Source organism: Leeuwenhoekiella sp. W20_SRS_FM14 (assembly GCF_052119605.1).
Classification (GTDB): domain Bacteria; phylum Bacteroidota; class Bacteroidia; order Flavobacteriales; family Flavobacteriaceae; genus Leeuwenhoekiella.
The window spans coordinates 76319-95782 of the sequence record NZ_JBGQOK010000010.1; the positions used below are offsets into that span (position 1 = coordinate 76319).

Here is a 19464-nt window from a genome sequence, read left to right on the forward strand (position 1 = left end):
AACCTTCTTCCAACGGAGAAGGGAGAAGCGTTTTGAAAATTCCCCCTTTGGGGGTTAGGGGGACTAACCCACAAAATTCACAATCTTACCCGGCACAATAATCACCTTTTTAGGTTCGCGGCCACCCAAATATTCCTGAGTTTTCTCGTGTGCACGTACTGCCTTTTCAATTTCTTCTTTAGAAAGATCTAGCGGAAGTTCCATTGTAAAACGCATTTTCCCGTTAAATGAAATTGGGTATTCTTTACTGCTTTCTACCAAATGTTTTGCGTCAAATTCTGGAAATGGCGCAGTAGCGATAGACTCGCTGTGCCCTAATAAACTCCACAATTCTTCTGCAATGTGTGGCGCATAAGGCGAAATCAAAACCGCCAACGGCTCTAGCACTTCTCTGCTATTGCATTTTAAAGCGGAAAATTCGTTTACCGCAATCATAAAGGTAGAAACCGAAGTATTGAAACTGAAGTTCTCAATATCTTCCTGAGCCTTTTTAATGGTTTTATGCAACACTTTCATAGCCTCTTTAGAAGCAGCTTCTTCTGAAACCGCAAAGTCTCCCAAGTTTCCGGATGCATCTACTATGTGATACAACTTCCATAATTTTTTAAGGAAGTTATGCACTCCCGTGATTCCTGCAGTATTCCAGGGTTTTGCTTGTTCTAACGGACCTAAAAACATCTCATACATACGCAGCGTATCTGCCCCGTACTCCTCACAAATATCATCGGGATTCACCACGTTGTATTTGGATTTCGACATTTTTTCTACTTCGCGATCAACTTTATAGACACCCTCTTTTTCAGTAATAAAAATTGAATCTTTATAATCAGAATTTAAAGGATGCTTCTTAAACTCTTGAATATCCATTTCGTCAGATGCATTTACTAAACTTACATCGACATGAACAGAAATAGGACCACCTATAAATTTGTCTATTATTTCGAGAACCTCAAAATCTTTGCCTTCCAGTTGTTTTTGAATAGCATTTTTTGCCAAATCTATAACCTGATCCGCCCATTCAGCCCAAGCTTCTCCAGTTATTAAATTTCTTTCGATAAATACTGGCGTCTTGAATCCAAAAGTTTCAACTTTCTTCTCAGAATTCTCTGTATAGGTGATTACTAAATTGAGCTCGACAGTTGATCGATACAAAAAAGCACTGGTCCCCAAAATCATCCCCTGGTTGATCAGCTTTTTAAAAGGCTCTTCTACAGAAGCAAAACCGCGATCTTTTAAAAATTTTACCCAAAAACGGCTGTACAATAAATGTCCGGTTGCGTGCTCGCTACCACCTATGTACAAGTCCACATCCTGCCAGTAATCCATCGCTTCTTTTGACGCAAAAGCTTCATCGCGCAAAGCTTTCTCCATATACCTGAAGAAATACCAGCTTGACCCTGCCCAACCCGGCATGGTGTTTAACTCGAGTGGGTAAACTCCATTGTCCCCCTCTCGGTCTCCCCCCACGAGGGAGAGGTTTTCGTTACTTACTACTTTGTTTTGATTGGTATCCCAGGCCCAAACATCGGCGCGGCCTAGTGGTGGCTCACCTTCTTCGGTGGGTAAGTATTTTTCTACTTCAGGTAAGCGAATGGGCAAATGCTCAGGCGCGATCATTTGCGGCATTCCGTCTACATAATAGGTCGGGAATGGCTCACCCCAATAGCGCTGACGACTAAATACTGCGTCGCGCAAGCGGTAGTTAATTTTGCCTTCTCCCTGCCCTAATTCTTCCAGTGCTTCAATTGCCTTAGGAAGCGCTTGTTTATAAGACAATCCGTTTAAGAAATCTGAATCTTTAAGCGGCGTATTATCTTTTTCGGCATATGCCTGCTCACTAATATCTACGCCGTCAAATATATTTTTAATAGGAATATTAAAATGCTTTGCAAAATCCCAATCCCGCTGATCCCCGCAAGGAACCGCCATCACTGCTCCTGTACCATAACCGGCAAGCACATAGTCTCCTATCCAGATTGGGATAGGCTCTTTGGTAAATGGGTGCTCTGCATACGCTCCTGTAAATGCTCCCGAAATTGTTTTTACATCGGCCATACGCTCGCGCTCACTACGTTTTGCAGTCGCTGCGATATACGCATCAACTTCAGCTTTTTGCTCTGGAGTGGTGATTTCCTTTACAAGGTCTAATTCAGGTGCCAATGTCATAAACGTCACTCCAAAAATAGTATCAGGACGAGTTGTGAACACAGATATACGCTCCCCACTTAAATCCTCCCCCAAGGGGAGGACTTTCTCACGACGCTCTATTTCACTGGTAATCGTTTCAACTACCTTTTCAACATTATTTAGCACCTCATCATTAGAGAATCTTAGAACTTTGTACCCTTTTTTCTGTTCCAATAACAATTGACGTTCTGCATCTTTATCCATTTGATATTGATGCACATCCCCATCTACCTCAACAATGAGTTGAGCTGAAAGACACACAAAATCAACAATATATTGATCAATTGGATGTTGCTGTCTAAATTTAAATCCGGTTTTTTTACCGCGCAATTTACTCCACAGAAGGGCCTCGGCTTTTGTAGGTTTATCACGCATTTCCTGAGCGCGTTCTAAAAGAACCGAGATTAGTTCGGGCTTTCCGGTCATAAAACCGGCGTGGCTTGCGCCCCCTCCGTGGGAGGGGGTTGGGGGGAGGATTCTGAATTCTACTGAAGCCCCCTTACTTCTCCCAATCCAATTGGTTTGTGAATCTTTAAGCGGTTGTGGCCAGTCGATATCTTGCAGTCCATCTAGTAAACGCTGTGCATAGGCACTGATACGCATACTCCATTGTTTCATTTTTTTACGTACTACAGAATGACCGCCACGCTCTGAAACGCCGTTTACAATCTCATCGTTTGCCAAAACCGTACCCAATGCCGGGCACCAGTTTACTTCGGTTTCTGCTAAATATGTTAAACGGTATTTTAAAAGGATTTCCTGTTTCGCTTTCGCGGAAGCATTTTTCCAATCTTCAGCGGTGAAGGATTCTATATCCTCATCACAAACGGCATTAACTGAAGCATTTCCTTCAGCTTCAAATTTTGCAATAAGGTTGTCTAGGTGTTCTGCTTTGTTGCTGTCTTTATTATACCAACTTTCAAAAAGCTGAATAAAAATCCATTGGGTCCAGCGGTAATACTCAGGCTCAGAAGTGCGCACTTCGCGACTCCAATCAAATGAAAAACCTATTTTATCCAGTTGCTCACGGTAGCGTGCAATGTTAGTTTCAGTAGTAATAGCCGGGTGTTGCCCGGTTTGAATCGCATACTGCTCTGCAGGAAGCCCAAACGAATCATACCCCTGCGGATGCAATACATTATACCCCTGATGACGCTTATAACGCGCATAGATATCACTGGCGATATACCCTAACGGATGCCCAACGTGTAAGCCTGCTCCCGATGGATAGGGGAACATATCAAGCACATAATATTTAGGTTTATCACTGTTGTTTTGAGCTTCAAAAGTGCCGTGGTCTTTCCAGTGCTTTTGCCACTTTTTTTCTATCGCGTTAAAATCGTAGTTCATTGCCGTGTGTTACTTTGCGCACTTCGTGCGTTATAATAGGCGGCAAATTTACAATTTTAAAGGGATTTCGTGTTTTGCTTTCGCGAAAGCTATAAAGCTACGATCGCGCCTCTTTTTCCATAGGTTTAAGGCATTCATAAATGAGCTCATTTATAGGAACCGGAACCCCAAGACGCTTCCCTTCCCTCACAACATAACCGTTAAAATTATCGAGTTCGCTAGGCTTGCCCTCCATAATATCGCGCTGTGTAGAAGCAGTTACGTCTGCTCCCTGATTTTGAATCGCTTCAAAAACAGCATCCATATGCGCTTCGGTAAGCTTGATGCCCTTAGCTTTTGCTACTTTAAAAATCTCTTGAGCCGTATTTCTCATCATATTAAAAAGATAATCACTAGATCTAATTTTTCCCATAGGTACACGCACTAAACCACCAAGACCACTAATGCTACAGATGAATAAAAACTTCTTCCAGATTTCTACTTGAATATTATCTACTAAGTGAACCGTAACGTCGCCTACCTCTTCAAACATTTCTTTGATTCTTTTTGCTCGATCTGTAAGACTGCCATCAAGTTCTCCCAAAGTAATACTGGGTTCAAAATGAGGATGTTTAATTTTGCCAGCGCCATCTACAAAACTCACGATGCGGCACAATCCACCTAAAACCTGTGCTTCTGGAAGTACTTCAAGAATCATTTCGGCATTTGCTGCACCATTTTGTAAGGGTAAGAATATCGTTTCCGGTGTTACATAAGGCTTCAATTTTTTAATCGTCTCACTTACCTGCCACGATTTTACGCCTAAAATTACAAGATCTGGAGTAGGTATTTTACTCAAATCATCTGTGGCAAGATCTGGTGTCGCTTTAAAATCACCTTTGTAACTGGTAACATCTAACCCATTATCCTGTATCGCTTTGAGATGTTCACCGCGAGCGATAAAGGTTACATTATGTTTTGTCTGTGTGAGTTTTCCGCCAAAATAGCCACCTACACCACCTATACCATATATAAGAATATTCATCGTTTTCTATTTATATTTTAAGTTTAAGAACACTGTTATTCTGAAAAAGACAAACTAAAAATACAAAATGCAGAAAGGGTGCGTTTAAGAAGCACGAACTTTAGTATTTTTACGCAAAATTTTAGTAAGCCTCATGTCGTCATCTTTTGAAAAATTTCAACGCCGCAGATTGATTTCATCGTATTTTTCGGTGGTTCTAAGTATTGCTTTGGTGCTGTTTTTACTGGGTTTATTAGGCCTTTTAGTGCTCAACTCTAAGAAAGTTGCAGATCACTTTAAAGAGCAAATTGCACTAACGGTGTATCTCAAAGACGACGCCAAAGAAGTAGAAATGAAGCAGCTCGAAAAGACCTTAGCGCTTGCAGACTATACAAAATCTACTCAATTTGTCTCTAAAGAGGAAGCTGCAGAAGAACATAGTAAAGAAATAGGTGAAAATTTTATGGATTTTCTAGGGTACAACCCCCTGCAAAACTCCATAGATGTGTATATGAAAGCAGATTTTGTTTCTGCTGCTCAGGTTAAAGAAATTGCTGACGAATTGATGACTAAAGATTTTGTGGAAGAGGTAAATTATGATCAGCCACTTATCTCATTGCTTAATGACAACATTAAAAAGATAAGTCTGTGGATTGTGATTATTAGCGGTGTTTTTACACTAATTGCGGTATTACTTATTAATAGTGCAATTCGCCTATCTGTTTATTCTAAACGATTTACGATTAAAACCATGCAAATGGTGGGGGCAACCAAAGGGTTTATACGCAGACCTTTTATTTGGCTAAGTATGAAACTGGGAATGGTAGGTGCCATAATCGCACTAGCCGGAATGGCAGCAGTTTTGTATTACTTAAATGAAACGTTTCCTGAACTTGAGTTGTTACGCGATAAAATGATTTTAGCTATATTATTTGTAGGTGTTTTTGCCGCTAGCGTTATTATTACCTGGTTTAGTACCTTTTTAGCAACACAACGTTTTCTCAATTTGAGAACAGACGAACTTTACTATTAGATCTAAGACTTAAGATTTTAGATAAGACAGAAAAGAGCAAAAGCGCTCTTAACATATAACCAATAACATTTAACTCTTAACGAGAAATGGGAGAACAAAAACGAAAAAAGCAAAACGAACTGCATCGCAGTAGTTTTATTTTTAAGAAAAAAAATTATCAGGTGATGCTTATAGGCCTTGGTGTAATTGCTCTTGGTTTTATTTTAATGTCTGGTGGTGGCAGTGACGATCCTAACGTTTTTAATCCGGAAATTTACAACTGGAGACGTATACGCCTGGCTCCTGCTTTGGTATTAATAGGTTTTGGAATAGAAGTGTATGCGATTTTATTGAACCCAGACTCATCTTCAACAATAACACGAGATAAAGTTTCTGAAACTTTTCCTAAGGATAAGCACACCAAGTAAATGGATATAATAGACGCTATAATACTGGGTATAATTCAAGGACTTACCGAATTTTTACCGGTATCGTCAAGTGGTCATCTCGAATTAGGTAAGGCTATTTTAGGGGATAATACACTACCAGAAGAAAGTCTTTTATTTACCGTAGTACTTCATTTTGCTACAGCTTTGAGTACACTGGTTGTATTTAGAAAAGACATTTTTGACATCATAAAAGGTTTATTTCAATTTAAATGGAATGAAGAATCTCAATTTGCGGTCAAAATCATATTATCTATGATACCTGCTGTCCTTATCGGTTTGTTTTTTGAAGAGCAATTAGAATCTCTTTTTGGCGGAAATATTTTGCTGGTAGGGATGATGCTTATCATTACAGCTCTTTTATTATGGCTTGCAGATAAAGCAAAAGATACCCAAAAACCTGTAAGTTATCGCAACGCTGTTGTAATAGGTATTGCTCAGGCAATAGCGATGCTTCCCGGCATTTCAAGAAGTGGTGCAACAATTTCTACATCGGTTTTATTAGGAAATGATAAAGCTAAAGCTGCCCGATTTTCATTCTTAATGGTGGTGCCTTTAATTTTTGGAAAGATCGCAAAAGATATTCTGGGTGGCGAGATAACTACAGACTCTGGTAACTTTACAGCACTTTCTATTGGTTTTATCGCCGCATTTGTAAGCGGATTAATTGCCTGTACATGGATGATAAAACTGGTTAAAAAGAGTAAGCTTTCCTGGTTTGCAATCTACTGCCTAATTGTAGGCATCATTGCAATAGGTTTTGGGTATTCTAACCTTTAACCCTATTTTTTAAATAGCATTTCATAAAATCAGTATGCAGTTTACCGAAGAAGACTTTAAAGAAGGGCAGGTTTTGCTTTTTGACAAACCCTTAAACTGGACGTCGTTTCAGCTGGTTAACAAGGCGCGGTGGTTAATACGCAAAACATTTAATATAAAAAAAATTAAAGTAGGTCACGCAGGTACTTTAGATCCTCTGGCTACCGGTTTGCTTATTATTTGCACCGGTAAGTTTACTAAGCGTATTGAGGACTTTATGGGGCAGGAAAAAGAATATACAGGAACCTTTGTTCTTGGTGCTACTACGCCTTCTTACGACTTAGAGACTGAAATAGACGCGACCTTCCCTACTTCAGAAATCACCGAAGAATTAATACATGCTACAACAGCACAATTCACCGGAAACATTCAGCAAAAACCACCTGTTTTTTCAGCTTTAAAAAAAGAAGGTAAACGCCTATATGAGTTTGCCCGGGCAGGCGAAGCGGTAGAAATCCCGAGTCGTGAGGTAGAGATTTCAGCCTTTGAGATTACCCGTATCAAACTTCCTGAGGTAGACTTTAGAGTACGTTGCAGTAAAGGAACGTATATACGCTCGCTAGCTCACGATTTTGGTAAAGCACTAAATTCTGGAGCCCATCTTTCCGCTTTGCGCAGAACAAAAATTGGTGCATATTCCGTTACAAATGCTACAAATCTTAAAGATTTTGAAGCCGCGTTAAATAACGCAGATTAGTCATACAATTAGCACGAGGTTCTTCCGTTTTGTTTAACAGCAACGCACGCTGCGTTTTTGTATTTTTACAGTTATGAAATTATCACCAGAAGATAAAGCAATGCTTATCACCTTTAGCGGTGCCAGCATCTTTGTTCTGGTTTTTTTCTTTTTAACAATAAACCCGTACGATACTTCACAGGTAGAAGAATTTATACCAATTCCTATAATTCAAGATATTCCTGAAGAGGAGCAACAACTTGAGCAACTTGAAGAAGTGCAACAGTTAAATCAAAAAATGACAAATCAAGCGCAAAGTAGCAATAGGCTGGTGCGTGAGGCAAATAGATTTTTTAGTCAGCAAAATCAAGTTGATAATGCGCTAAAAACAGATTCTGAAACAGCTGATCCTTCAGAAGATAATGACGGGGAAGATGAGTCCTTCCCAGATTACCAACAGCGTATCGCATTGTTAAAACAAAAACGGAAAGAAAAACAGTCTGCTGGAGAAAGCAGTACTTCAAAAGAGGTTTCTAAAGTAAATACATCAAGTTACAGACGCAGCACCGTTACCTATCACCTAAATGATCGCAATGCCATTAAAATACCTAATCCTGTATATACATGCGACGCCACAGGAAAAGTGGTTATTAATATTGAAGTAACCAATCTGGGCAGCGTAAGTAAGGTTTATTTTAATAAAGCGGCTTCTACAACAACAAATGGCTGCCTTGTTGACCAGGCTTTAGAATATGCGCAACAGGCGATATTTAATGACAGCACCAGACCTTCTCAGTTAGGCACTATAACTTTTGAGTTTCAAGGTTAAGAGCGCTTAATATCACCAGCAGTTCTGAGAGTATAGACATCCCTTTATCTTTATTATACCACAATTGCAGCTCTTCTTTAAATGAAGGTTTAATCTCACCATATTTCGCCTTATGGTCATCAACTAATTTTTGAGCCGCTTCTGAACGTGAACCCCATGAAGTAAGAATTTCCTGAGTTATCGAATCCTGAATAATAAGTTTAGGAATAGACATCGCCCCATTTGTTAGAAAAGCATCCATCAATTGAGGGTGATCATCTCTCAAGATTACTTTAAAATTAATCGCCGGTTGTACTTCTGCTATACGATTCATAACGGCGAGTGCCGGTGGCGCATCACCACACCAGCTTTCAGAAAGTACAAGCCAGTTTAACGGTCTGTTAAACGTCTTAATTTGCAATTCTTGATCTTGAGTAAGTCGTAAGGTTTTATCCCAGCGCTTCATACGCTTATCATTAAGTACTGTGTAATTAGATAGTGCTTCTGATTGGGTGTGACCTGTACTCGTAAAAAAGGCTGCATGCTTTGCAACCAGTATGCGGTAATCTGCATAGGTCAACCCGCTTACAACAGCCTGCTTTGCAAATTCCTGAACTTCTATAGGATTTAAACTCATTTCAAAAAAGTCGGTATTTAATAACTTAACTTACACCTTTAAAAGGTCATGATTATAAATGTTTATCTTTAAATAATCAGATAAATTAGATTTATGATTATTAACAGATGTGGCTGGTGCACAGGAGATGCGCTTTATGAAGCCTACCACGATACCGAGTGGGGCGTTCCCGTTTATGATGATGCAACGCTTTTTGAATTCCTAATACTAGAAACCTTTCAGGCAGGTTTAAGCTGGATTACTATTTTGCGCAAGCGCGAAAACTTCCGCGAAGCGCTAGACAATTTTGACTATAACAAGATCGCCAACTATTCTGCTGAAAAGTTAGAAGATCTTATGAGCAATCCCGGAATAATTAGAAATAAACTTAAAATAAAAGCTACGGTATCTAATGCGCAGGCATTTATTAAAATTCAGAAAGAATTTGGCACGTTTTCAAAATACATTTGGGGGTTTGTAAATCATAAGCCGGTACAAAATGCAGTTTTAAATTATAAAGAAGCTCCCCCAACTACAGCTGTTAGTGATGCACTATCTAAAGATTTAAAAAAACGCGGATTCAAATTTACAGGTTCTACCGTTATTTATGCGCATATGCAGGCTACAGGAATGGTAAATGATCACGAGATAACTTGTTTTAGATATAATCAAATTAAAGCGTTAAACCCATGAGGCTGCTCATATTCTTCATTTTAATCTCTGGTTTGAGTATGCTAAATGCTCAGGAAGTAAAACAAGAATATGAGCAAAAAATTAATGCTCAACAGATGCCTGCGGAAGCTTTAAAGTATCTTGAAAATCTTAAAATAGAAAAGCAAAAGATGCGTTACTATAAAGAAATAGATGGCGCTGTTACTAGCTTTGAGTCTAAATTTAGATCTAAAGGATATTTATATAGTGTAGAATTTAATGAAAACGGTATGCTCGAGGATGTAGAAATTGAAGTTTCAAAAGACGAAATGAGTAGCGTTATAAAATCAATTGAAGCTTACTTAAACACTACCTTTGACCGACATAAAATTGAAAAAATTCAGGCGCAGTACCAACCTAATAGTAATTTTATACATATTGCTCCCAGTAATCCTGATGCCTGGGAATTAATAATAGCCACAAAAAATACAACCAATAAATTAGAGCGATTTGAAATGACATTTGATCAAAATGGTAATTTTCTAAAATCGCGTGAAGTAGTGAGACAACCGTATGACTTTTTATTATTCTAGACTGCTGTTGTTAGCAGTTCTTTTCCCTCTGTGCCTTTTTAGTCAAGGCACAGAATTTTTAAACCAGCATGAGCTTTCCTTAAATTATAAGCCTGAAACAAGATGGAGTTTTAATTTTGAGTTTACTAATCGCAATACCTTTCCTACATCTGAGAAAGCTTACAAAGTACAGCATTTAGAATTATCCCATTTTACAACCTACCAAAGTGGTTTCTACGGAAGTTTTAGTTTAGGGTTACGCTATAGAAACCGTGATCTCTTTGATACAGAACGCAGTAATGAAGTGCGCATTACACAGCAGTATAATTATGTGAGATCTTATAATCAATATCGCATAGGTCACAGATTTAGGCTAGAAGAACGATTGTATACAGGAGAAACTGCCTATAGATTACGCTATAGATTAGGTATTGATTTTCCGCTACAGGGTTTACGTTTAGATACGGGTGAATTTTACACTGCCATTAACTTAGAAAACGTCTATAGCGTTCAGGATCGGGAGAAACCAGATTTTAATCAGCGGTTTTCGCTAACGCTTGGTAACAAAATAAGCGCTGCGACAAAACTTCAGATTGCTATAGAATATAGAAAAGATGATTATTTACTTGAGGAGTCAAACAGAGTATTCTTATATACTTCAGCAAAAATTGACTTATAGATAAGATAAAAATTGAGCTCTGCTTATTTCTGAAGCTCCCATACGCTCCAAATGCTCTGTATATACCTGGCAATCTATTAAATTGTAATCTTGAGTTTGTAATTTTTGCGCTAATGTTATAAGTGCAACCTTACTCGCATTACTTACTTTGGCAAACATACTTTCACCACAAAATATGTTCTTTTCCTTGAGATTTATGCCATACAAACCACCTACCAGAGCATCATTTTGCCATACCTCAACAGATTCTGCAACGCCTATTTCATGTAATTTTTGATAGGCTTCTAACATCTCATTAGTTATCCAGGTTCCATTTTGACCATCTCGCTTTATACGCTTACAATTTAAAACCACATCAAGAAAACAAGTATTGTAAGTCACCCTAAATACCTTTTCGCGTAGAATTTTAAGCATTGTTTTTGAGATGTGAATTTCGGCAGGTTTCAATACCATACGTGGGTCTGGTGACCACCACAAAACCGGCTGACCATCATTGTACCACGGGAAAATTCCTTTAGAGTAGGCGTCTAACAATCTCTCTACAGATAAATCTGCCCCTACAGCAAGCAAACCATCCTCATCTGCATAGCTGTAATCTGGAAAAGGCTGATGTTTGTTTATATAAATGATGACTTTACAATTAACTATGATTGATCTTACTACACTAACTCAAGAATAATCAAATTACAATTTTAGTGCCTTATTTTTTGAAAGTACTACAAAGAGATAAACCCTGTAGCCTTAAAGTTACAGGGGTTATTTGTTAATTTAAAATTAGATTAAAATGGTAAATCATCGTGATCATCATCATCAAAATCTGAAGCTGGCTCAAATTGATCTGCCGGTGGTACAGGAGGCATACCTGCAGCACCAGGTGCAGAACCTTCTAGATTCTCTATTCTCCAGCCTTGAATACTGTTAAAATATTTTGTCTCTCCTTGTGGATTTACCCACTCACGACCCCGTAAATTAATACTAATTTTTACGTTTTGACCAGGCTTGTAACTGTCTAATAAGTCTGTCTTATCCTGTACAAACTCAACCATAATATGTTGAGGATACTGCTCCTCAGTAGTTACAACAATCTCACGCTTTCTAAAGCCATTACTTCCAAAGCTTTGCGTATCGCCTATCATTTTTACTTTTCCCTGTACTTCCATCTTAGTTGTTTATTGTTATACGTGCCTTTTGTATTAGGCTAAAATTAATTTCCAGGCATCACCTGTATTATCTTGATTAATCAAATCACGCACTTTTAAATGCAGTTCTTGATCTTCTTTATTGGTTATCAGAAGTTTTAAATCTTCATTATTATCTAAAAAAGCTGTGATCTCTTCTGCTGAAGGTACACGCTCTACGTTTCCTAATTTACCTAAATCATTACCCGTAAGCACACTACTATACCTAAATTTTTCAGGAATTTGATCTACGCCTATGCCTAAATTACGCAAAGGTTTTGGTACTTCAAACATTCCGTCTATAGCGCGTGTGTACCAGTTAGCTCCCATACGGGCAACCAGATCTAATTTATGCTCATTAATAGTGTGATCTTCATTTAAAATCGCTTTCTGCAAATGTATTTTTACAATTTCGCAAATTACAAGATTACCTGCTCCACCTTCATTTCCTAATGCAACAACATCTTTTACCTTACATTCAAATTGTATAGGTGATTCTTTCACTCTAAAAGGCTTCACAACTTCAGAAACTTCTTTTGTAAACCCTCCTTTAATAAATTCATCTACACCAGCGTCATAATCTGTGCTCGTAAGAGACATTTGCTGTACCATCGCATAATTAACACTATTTATAACCACTTCTCCCGTAGCTATAATATTATCTAAAGTATGCTTAGTCGTATTATCTCTACCTCGGCGTACCGGCGAAAAAACCACCACAGGCGGGTTAGAACTAAACACATTAAAAAAGCTATAGGGCGCCAGATTAGGCCTCCCGTCTGCATCTAATGTGCTTGCAAAAGCTATAGGTCTGGGGCCTACAGAACCAGACAAAATACCATAAACGCTGGCATTATCTGTATTTGTAGGATCAATGGTAACAAATTCTTTGTTCATTTTGCAAAGGTAGGCATACGGTATTACACTTAAAACCGTTTTGATTACAATAATTCTCTAAGAAATACTTTATATTTAATTAGGTCTCTTTACTATTTTACAGACCATAATCCGGGAAAAAAACCTAAGATTTGTACAGATATATTAAAACGCGTTTTTTTTAGATTAAAGACAGGAACTTTATGAATTTTAACCCAGATCAACGGTTCTCCCGCTGGTTTATAATCTTTGCTGCTGTAGTTATTACAGCCTTAATTCTCTGGAATGTTTCTTTATTCTTTGACCAGCTCAAACAGTCAGAGCGTGATCGTATGCAGATCTGGGCCTCATCTATGGAAGCTTTTAATACTGAAGATATTAATCAATACTATGCCCTAAGCCAGAAAATAAATTCTAAAAATCAATACATCCCAATTATAATAACTGATGATCAGGACAGTATTGTAAACAGTATAAATATTCCTGATGCAGTACTTAAAGATGCCGTACGGTCGCAAGAGCTTTTAATGGAGATGGCTGCCGAAAACGAACCCATACGCATCGACATCACCGGCGGTGATTTGCAATATGCATACTACGGGCATTCTCCTGTTATTAATCAGCTTAAGTACTTTCCTATTGTTTTAGTGATAATCGTCATCCTGTTTATTGCTGTAATTTATTTCTTTTACGCCACCTCAAAAGCTTCTGAGCAAAATCTTGTCTGGGCAGGTATGGCAAAAGAAACAGCACATCAAATAGGCACACCGTTATCATCACTGGTGGGATGGACAGAAATTTTAAAAAGTGAAAATGTTAATCCCGAATATCTGATAGAAATTAACAAAGATATTACCAGACTAGAAACCATTACCGGCAGGTTTTCTAAGATAGGGAGCATCCCAAAACTAGAGCGTAAGAATATAATTCTAGAAACACAGGATGCCTTTGAATACCTTTCTAAACGCAGCTCTAAACTTATAGATTTTGAAATAGACGTACCTCAGGGAGAACTTTATGTAATGCTCAATAAGGAGCTTTTTGCCTGGAGTATAGAAAACCTTGTAAAAAATGCAATTGATGCCATGAAAGGCAAGGGAGCTTTAAAGTTAACTCTAAAACGAGATACGCGCTACGCTAAGATTTTAATTAAAGACACCGGTAAAGGAATTCCTAAAATGAATTTCTCTACAATTTTTGAACCCGGCTATACTACTAAAAAAAGAGGTTGGGGGTTGGGCTTATCACTTACGAAGCGTATTATAGAAGAATATCACGATGGGCAGGTGCGGGTTTTACATAGCGAAATAAATAAAGGGACAACGTTTCAAATTGCCTTAAAACTGGTAGATTAATGAATAAGAATGTAAGAAATATGAGCGTTACCGTGTTGTCTGACAACTGGTACACGCTTAACAAAGTTGATTTTGAATACCTCAACAAGGATAAGGAGTGGGAGAAACAATCTCGCGAAGCCTACGACAGAGGTAATGGTGCTGTTGTATTACTCTACAATGTTCAACAAAAGACTGTAATTCTTACCCGCCAGTTTAGAATGCCTACTTATTTAAATAAAAATGAAGATGGGATGATGATTGAGGCCTGTGCAGGGCTGCTAGATGAAAACGATCCTACTACAGCTATTCTAAAAGAAATTGAAGAAGAAACAGGTTACAAAGTAGATAAGGCTACAAAAATCTTTGAATCTTATATGTCACCCGGCTCAGTAACCGAAATCTTACACTTTTTTATCGCAGAATATTCTAAGAAACAAAAAGTATCTGAAGGCGGCGGAGCTGCAGATGAAACAGAAAATATTGAAGTACTTGAATACCAATTTGAAGAAGCAATAAACCTTATGAAAACTGGCGCTATAAAAGATGCCAAAACAATTATGCTTCTACAATATGCTCAAATAAATCTGGTAGATCTTGCTAAATAATTTAATTTAGCGGCATCAATCAATAGATGAATTATGGCTACTACGTACGTTAAATTTGGTGAATCCAAAATACGTAACAATTGTCCTAAATGTTTTGCCCAGGACGGTCTCGTTTTCAGTTTCTCTAATAAAGTAGTGGAGAATAAATTAATGAGTAAGGCCACAAAAGAAATTAAAGGAGAACTTACATGCAGTCATTGCGAAACCGTCATCTATCCTGCATTATGGACTGATGAAATTGACCGTGTATATCTGTACAATTTAAAACGCATAGGCAATCCTGAAGTTTACACCCGTTTTAAACCTTTAGCAGTAGGTATTTTTGTAGGGATTACTATAGCTATTGCGGGTGCAGCATTTGCATTTTACAAACTACAACAACCATAAAAAAATCTACTTCGGTTTAATTTCTTTGCTGAACTATATTAAATATACTTCATCAAGAATCTTATATCGCAGCATTGATTTGAGATGCTAGTTCTTTAAATTCAGCCTCTGTAAGAGATTGTTTTGAAATAAAACGGGCATCTTCCATAGTCGTTAAGGGTATTAAATGTACGTGCACGTGAGGCACTTCAAGACCTATAACAGAAACTCCTATTCGTTTACAAGCTACTACCTTTTCAAGAGCAATTGCCACTTTTCGGCTAAATGCCATAAGCGCAATATATTCGGGCTCAGAAAGATCAAATAATTTATTTACTTCTTTCTTAGGAATACATAGTGTATGCCCTTTTGCATTTGGGTTTACATCTAAAATTGCAATATGATTGTCATCTTCTGCAACGATGTGACCCGGGATTTCGCGATTTATTATTTTAGTGAAAATTGATGGCATAATAATTTGCTTATTTTTTTCGAAGGTAACGAGAATGTGTTTTTCTTCCTAATTTAAAATTCTTCAAGCAGCACATTTAGCAAAATACCGCTGATTGCACTACTAAAATAGGATCCTGTTTTAACAAAATTTAAAGCATTTCCCAACAGGCTAATGTATTCTCAGTTTTTCTTGAAATCCTTGCTTTTTTATGTGCCTATTTATTAAATGATACCTAAAAAGCCGATTAAAGTATTAATAGATTTTCATTTTTTAAAAAGTAAATGATGCAAAATTCGTCGTCTGTCGATTCACAAGTGACGTCTGTCTAATTCATTATGTTTTTTTTAACCTTTTCTGCTACTTAGATGTAACTAACAATTTAGATCTATTAAATAAAACATTTATGAAACAAAAGCTACTGTATTTAGTACTGCCGTTGTTTTTTCTGTGTGTACAGAGTATTTGCGCACAGCAACAACAGGTGTCAGGAACAATTTTAGATTCTGAAAACGGAATGCCCATACCGGGTGTTACCATATCAGAAAAAGGAACAGGTAACGGAACCGTATCTGATTTTGATGGTAATTATACTATTGAAGTTTCTTCAGGTGCAACACTTGTATTTTCGATGATAGGCTTCACCACTCAGGAAGTTGCTGTTGCAGGAAAAAATGAAATCAATGTAAATTTTGTTGTGAGCACAGAAGCTTTAAATGAGGTGGTAATAACAGCCCTTGGTATTAAGCGTGAAGTTAAAAAGCTGGGTTATGCTATGACCGAAGTAAGCGGTGAAGAACTGGCAAAAACAAATACGGTTAATCCCGTTCAAGCCTTACAGGGTAAGGTTGCTGGGGTTAGTATTGGCGCTTCAGACGGTGGATTATTCGGTAATTCAAAAATTCAGATTCGAGGTGTTTCTTCATTAAACTCTACAAACAATCAACCTATATTCGTTATTGACGGGGTAATACTTGAAAATACCGAATCTAAAGACAACTCTGCAGACTGGGCAGCAAGTGCCAATGACTATGGTAACATCTTAAAAAATCTTAACCCAGATGATTACAAATCTGTTTCGGTACTTAAAGGAGCTGCAGCAACTGCATTATATGGTTCTCGCGGTATTAATGGAGTGGTTTTAATCGAAACTAAAGATGGTTCTGGTTCTCGCGGGATTGGTGTTTCAGTAAAACAATCTATAGGTATTGATTACGTTTTTGACACTCCAGATTTACAAAATCAATTTGGTCCCGGTACACTCGCCGGTTATATTGGCTACGGTAACAGAGATGAAAACAATAATTTTTATCGTTTTGACACAGGGCAATTCTATTATAATAATGAAGGCCAGGCTACTTTAATAGGCCACGCAGGCGGCGGCTTAAGCTACGGCCCACGTTTTGACGGTTCGCTAATAGAAGATTATGATGGGAGTTTAATACCCTATGTTGCTCAAAAAAATAACATGAAAGATGCCTATGAGACAGGTATTAATACAAACACTTCATTTTCAGTAAGTGGCGCTAACGACAAGGGTAGCTTTTATCTATCTGATTCTTATAACAAAAGAACAGGTACTTTACCAAGTAACAGCTTTGAGAGAAATGCAATTTTATTTAGAGCTACTTATAATTTAACCCCCTGGTTAAAAGCTAGCGGATCTATGTCTTTCACCCAATCTAATGCACAAAACGCGCTAGATGCTATATCACAAAACTTCTTTGAAGGTGGTTTTGAACGTATTTACAATACTGAAAAATATTCACAACGCCGTTTTTGGCAGGCGCCACACGGAGGTGTACCTAATGCGCAATTTAATGATGAGTTTGCCTTTGCTCCCAATAGCGGTTTATGGTTTAACTACAATACCATAGATGATAGAAGTAAAGAGACTGTCTCGCGTCCTGTTATTACTCTTTCTGCTGAAGCAACAGACTGGTTAACTATAACCGCACAGGCTAGTGCTAATGATTATACCACAAAATATGAGTCTAAAGCATTAGGTAGTGGTTATGCAAATGAAGGTGGGCAGTATGTTTTAAATCACTCTAGAGATTTAACACGTAACGGAAAAATTACTTTTGATATTCATAAAGACATAAGCGAAGATATTTCTTCAACACTCTTAATAGGTGCAGAAATATTTGATCAAGAAAAATCATATAGTAATGTGAGAACAGATGGTGGTTTAATTGTACCGGGTAGATTTTTTATGGACAACTCAAGAAGAAATCTTATTTCTGATGCAGGTATCTTTGGCACCAAACAAATAAACTCGCTTTATTTCTTATCTAGTTTTGGCTATAAAGATCAATTGTTCTTAGACATTACCGGTAGAAATGACTGGTCTTCTGCCCTGGTTTACACTAACGGAACCGGCACAAACTCCTACTTCTACCCTTCTGTGTCTAGTTCCTGGCTTTTAAGCGAAACTTTTAAAACACCAGATTGGGTAACTTTTGGAAAATTAAGAGCTTCCTGGGCGCAGGTAGGTAGCGACACAGACCCGTATGTAATAAATCCCGGATACGCTATTGGCAGATATGAGATGAATGACGGCAATTTTGTTTACAACAATTCAATATCAAAAACACTTGTTAACCGAGAACTTATTCCAGAACGTAAAAACTCATATGAATTTGGCCTTGATGCCCGTTTTTTAAACAATCGTCTAGGTGTTGATTTTGCATATTATAATGAGACTATTAAAAACCAAATTGGTAATGTTCCGGTAAATGCTGAAGCGGGTTACACTCAATATTTAACTAACATAGGTACCTTAAGTAATTATGGGGTTGAATTAAGTCTTTATGGTTCTCCTGTAAAAACTCAGAATTTTGAATGGAATGCAACTTTCAATTACTGGAATAATACCACAAAAGTTAAAGATCTTGATGATGCCTTCGGAGGTTTCAAAACATTAGGCGGCGATATCAGCTACGGAAACTTTAGAATAGGTTCTGTTGCCTTTGAAGATGGCGAATATGGTGTGTTAATGTCTGATAGTGCTATAAAGACGTGGCAATCTGTAGACGACGCCGGTAATCCCATAGACGATCCGCGTAACGGAATGAAACTACTTACCTACAGTGATTCTAGACGTGGCGCTTATTATCAACGCAGTGGGACAGTAGAAAAGGTAGGTAAAGTTCAGCCAGATTTTGAAGGTTCATTAAGCAATGAATTTACCTATAAAGGCGTATCTCTTTCTGTATTATTAGATGCTAGATATGGTGGCCACATCGCATCATATTCAAGCAGATATGGTACTGCTTATGGATATCTTGATTCTTCTCTAAGAGGTAGAGATGAAGCAAATGGTGGAGTTAGCTGGACTTCTCAATATTCAGATATTGAAGGACGCACCTATTCTGATGGTATCATCCCAGAAGGTATTTTTCAAGAAGGTCAAATGATTACCGCTCCTAGTGGTGAGAGCGTTAATGTAGGCGGCATGACGTATCAGGAAGCTTACGACCAGGGACTAGTAGAACCCACTCATGCCAGTTTCTATAATTATTTCACAAACTCATGGGGTCAGGGAGTTGTTAACGATAATTGGTTTAAAGAGGTAAAATATATCGCTATAAGAAATATTTCTTTAGGATATAACCTGCCAAAAAGTATAAGCGACAAGTTAAATGCACGCAATCTTTATATAGGTGTTAATGCACGAAACTTAGGCTACATATATAATTCTTTACCTAACAATATTAACCCAGAAAGTTTTAGAGGTACAGGAAGTGCAGATTCGTTTAGAGAGCGCTCATTTACTCCGTATACAGCAAGTTACACCATGACGATTTCTCTAGATTTTTAATTTAACAGA

19 protein-coding genes are annotated in these 19464 nt (G+C 37.8%); 12 read left to right on the forward strand and 7 right to left on the reverse strand.

Annotated features, from left to right (window positions below):
- Positions 1 to 63: 63 nt before the first annotated feature.
- Positions 64 to 3537: a leucine--tRNA ligase gene (locus ACEN25_RS15380; RefSeq protein WP_441803689.1), complete on the reverse strand. Its 3474-nt coding sequence runs from the start codon at positions 3535 to 3537 to the stop codon at positions 64 to 66.
- Between the two features lie 97 nt (positions 3538 to 3634).
- Positions 3635 to 4561 (reverse strand): ketopantoate reductase family protein, encoded by a 927-nt coding sequence (locus ACEN25_RS15385; protein WP_441803690.1) that lies wholly within the window; start codon positions 4559 to 4561, stop codon positions 3635 to 3637.
- A gap of 133 nt (positions 4562 to 4694) precedes the next feature.
- Between ACEN25_RS15385 and ACEN25_RS15390 the strand changes: the two genes are divergently transcribed.
- The 5 genes from ACEN25_RS15390 to ACEN25_RS15410 all read left to right on the forward strand — a co-directional run bounded on the left by ACEN25_RS15390 (position 4695) and on the right by ACEN25_RS15410 (position 8322).
- Entirely contained in the window at positions 4695 to 5573 is an 879-nt protein-coding gene (locus ACEN25_RS15390) for a cell division protein FtsX (protein ID WP_441803691.1), read from the forward strand.
- 86 nt (positions 5574 to 5659) lie between these two features.
- Positions 5660 to 5980 carry a DUF3098 domain-containing protein gene (locus tag ACEN25_RS15395; RefSeq protein WP_051621354.1) on the forward strand — a complete coding sequence of 107 codons (321 nt, stop codon included), beginning with the start codon at positions 5660 to 5662 and terminating at the stop codon, positions 5978 to 5980.
- A complete protein-coding gene (gene uppP, locus ACEN25_RS15400) occupies positions 5981 to 6778 on the forward strand; it encodes an undecaprenyl-diphosphatase UppP (RefSeq protein ID WP_441803692.1) in 798 nt (265 codons plus the stop codon).
- 34 nt (positions 6779 to 6812) lie between these two features.
- Complete coding sequence (gene truB, locus ACEN25_RS15405) at positions 6813 to 7514, forward strand: tRNA pseudouridine(55) synthase TruB (RefSeq protein ID WP_441803693.1); 702 nt, start codon at positions 6813 to 6815, stop codon at positions 7512 to 7514.
- 73 nt (positions 7515 to 7587) lie between these two features.
- The gene (locus ACEN25_RS15410; RefSeq protein ID WP_441803694.1) at positions 7588 to 8322 is read left to right on the forward strand and encodes a hypothetical protein; all 735 of its coding nucleotides are present in this window, start codon (positions 7588 to 7590) and stop codon (positions 8320 to 8322) included.
- Here ACEN25_RS15410 and ACEN25_RS15415 read toward each other — a convergent pair.
- The gene (locus ACEN25_RS15415) at positions 8297 to 8938 is read right to left on the reverse strand and encodes a thioredoxin family protein (protein ID WP_441803695.1); all 642 of its coding nucleotides are present in this window, start codon (positions 8936 to 8938) and stop codon (positions 8297 to 8299) included. The two genes, ACEN25_RS15410 and ACEN25_RS15415, sit on opposite strands and share 26 nt — an antisense overlap.
- A 93-nt stretch (positions 8939 to 9031) precedes the next feature.
- On the opposite strand from ACEN25_RS15415, the gene ACEN25_RS15420 reads away from it, so the two are divergent.
- From ACEN25_RS15420 to ACEN25_RS15430, 3 genes are read left to right on the forward strand one after another with little or no spacing between them, the layout of a single operon-like run.
- Entirely contained in the window at positions 9032 to 9610 is a 579-nt protein-coding gene (locus ACEN25_RS15420; RefSeq protein ID WP_441803696.1) for a DNA-3-methyladenine glycosylase I, read from the forward strand.
- On the forward strand, positions 9607 to 10161 hold the full coding sequence (locus ACEN25_RS15425; protein WP_441803697.1) for a hypothetical protein: 555 nt from the start codon (positions 9607 to 9609) through the stop codon (positions 10159 to 10161). The genes ACEN25_RS15420 and ACEN25_RS15425 overlap by 4 nt, the downstream gene beginning before the upstream one ends.
- Positions 10142 to 10819: a DUF2490 domain-containing protein gene (locus ACEN25_RS15430; protein WP_441803698.1), complete on the forward strand. Its 678-nt coding sequence runs from the start codon at positions 10142 to 10144 to the stop codon at positions 10817 to 10819. Before ACEN25_RS15425 ends, ACEN25_RS15430 begins: the two co-directional genes overlap by 20 nt.
- Here the strand turns inward: ACEN25_RS15430 and aat are convergent.
- The 3 genes from aat to ACEN25_RS15445 form a co-directional block, all read right to left on the reverse strand.
- The gene (gene aat, locus ACEN25_RS15435; protein ID WP_441803713.1) at positions 10814 to 11449 is read right to left on the reverse strand and encodes a leucyl/phenylalanyl-tRNA--protein transferase; all 636 of its coding nucleotides are present in this window, start codon (positions 11447 to 11449) and stop codon (positions 10814 to 10816) included. The genes ACEN25_RS15430 and aat overlap by 6 nt on opposite strands.
- A gap of 149 nt (positions 11450 to 11598) precedes the next feature.
- Positions 11599 to 11979 carry a DUF3127 domain-containing protein gene (locus tag ACEN25_RS15440; RefSeq protein WP_028376846.1) on the reverse strand — a complete coding sequence of 127 codons (381 nt, stop codon included), beginning with the start codon at positions 11977 to 11979 and terminating at the stop codon, positions 11599 to 11601.
- 33 nt (positions 11980 to 12012) lie between these two features.
- Entirely contained in the window at positions 12013 to 12894 is an 882-nt protein-coding gene (locus tag ACEN25_RS15445) for a flavin reductase family protein (protein ID WP_441803699.1), read from the reverse strand.
- Positions 12895 to 13076: 182 nt separating this feature from the next.
- On the opposite strand from ACEN25_RS15445, the gene ACEN25_RS15450 reads away from it, so the two are divergent.
- Genes ACEN25_RS15450 through ACEN25_RS15460 form a run of 3 tightly spaced genes read left to right on the forward strand, consistent with a single transcriptional unit; the run spans position 13077 to position 15202 of the window.
- Entirely contained in the window at positions 13077 to 14228 is a 1152-nt protein-coding gene (locus ACEN25_RS15450; RefSeq protein ID WP_028376848.1) for a sensor histidine kinase, read from the forward strand.
- A complete protein-coding gene (locus ACEN25_RS15455; RefSeq protein WP_441803700.1) occupies positions 14228 to 14815 on the forward strand; it encodes an NUDIX domain-containing protein in 588 nt (195 codons plus the stop codon). The genes ACEN25_RS15450 and ACEN25_RS15455 overlap by 1 nt, the downstream gene beginning before the upstream one ends.
- Before the next feature lie 33 nt (positions 14816 to 14848).
- The gene (locus ACEN25_RS15460) at positions 14849 to 15202 is read left to right on the forward strand and encodes a hypothetical protein (protein WP_051621356.1); all 354 of its coding nucleotides are present in this window, start codon (positions 14849 to 14851) and stop codon (positions 15200 to 15202) included.
- Positions 15203 to 15263: 61 nt separating this feature from the next.
- Here the strand turns inward: ACEN25_RS15460 and ACEN25_RS15465 are convergent, their stop codons facing one another.
- A complete protein-coding gene (locus ACEN25_RS15465; RefSeq protein ID WP_441803701.1) occupies positions 15264 to 15653 on the reverse strand; it encodes an HIT family protein in 390 nt (129 codons plus the stop codon).
- Between the two features lie 385 nt (positions 15654 to 16038).
- Here ACEN25_RS15465 and ACEN25_RS15470 point away from each other — a divergent pair, with 385 nt between their 5' ends.
- The gene (locus ACEN25_RS15470; RefSeq protein WP_441803702.1) at positions 16039 to 19455 is read left to right on the forward strand and encodes a SusC/RagA family TonB-linked outer membrane protein; all 3417 of its coding nucleotides are present in this window, start codon (positions 16039 to 16041) and stop codon (positions 19453 to 19455) included.
- The last annotated feature ends 9 nt before the right edge of the window (positions 19456 to 19464 follow it).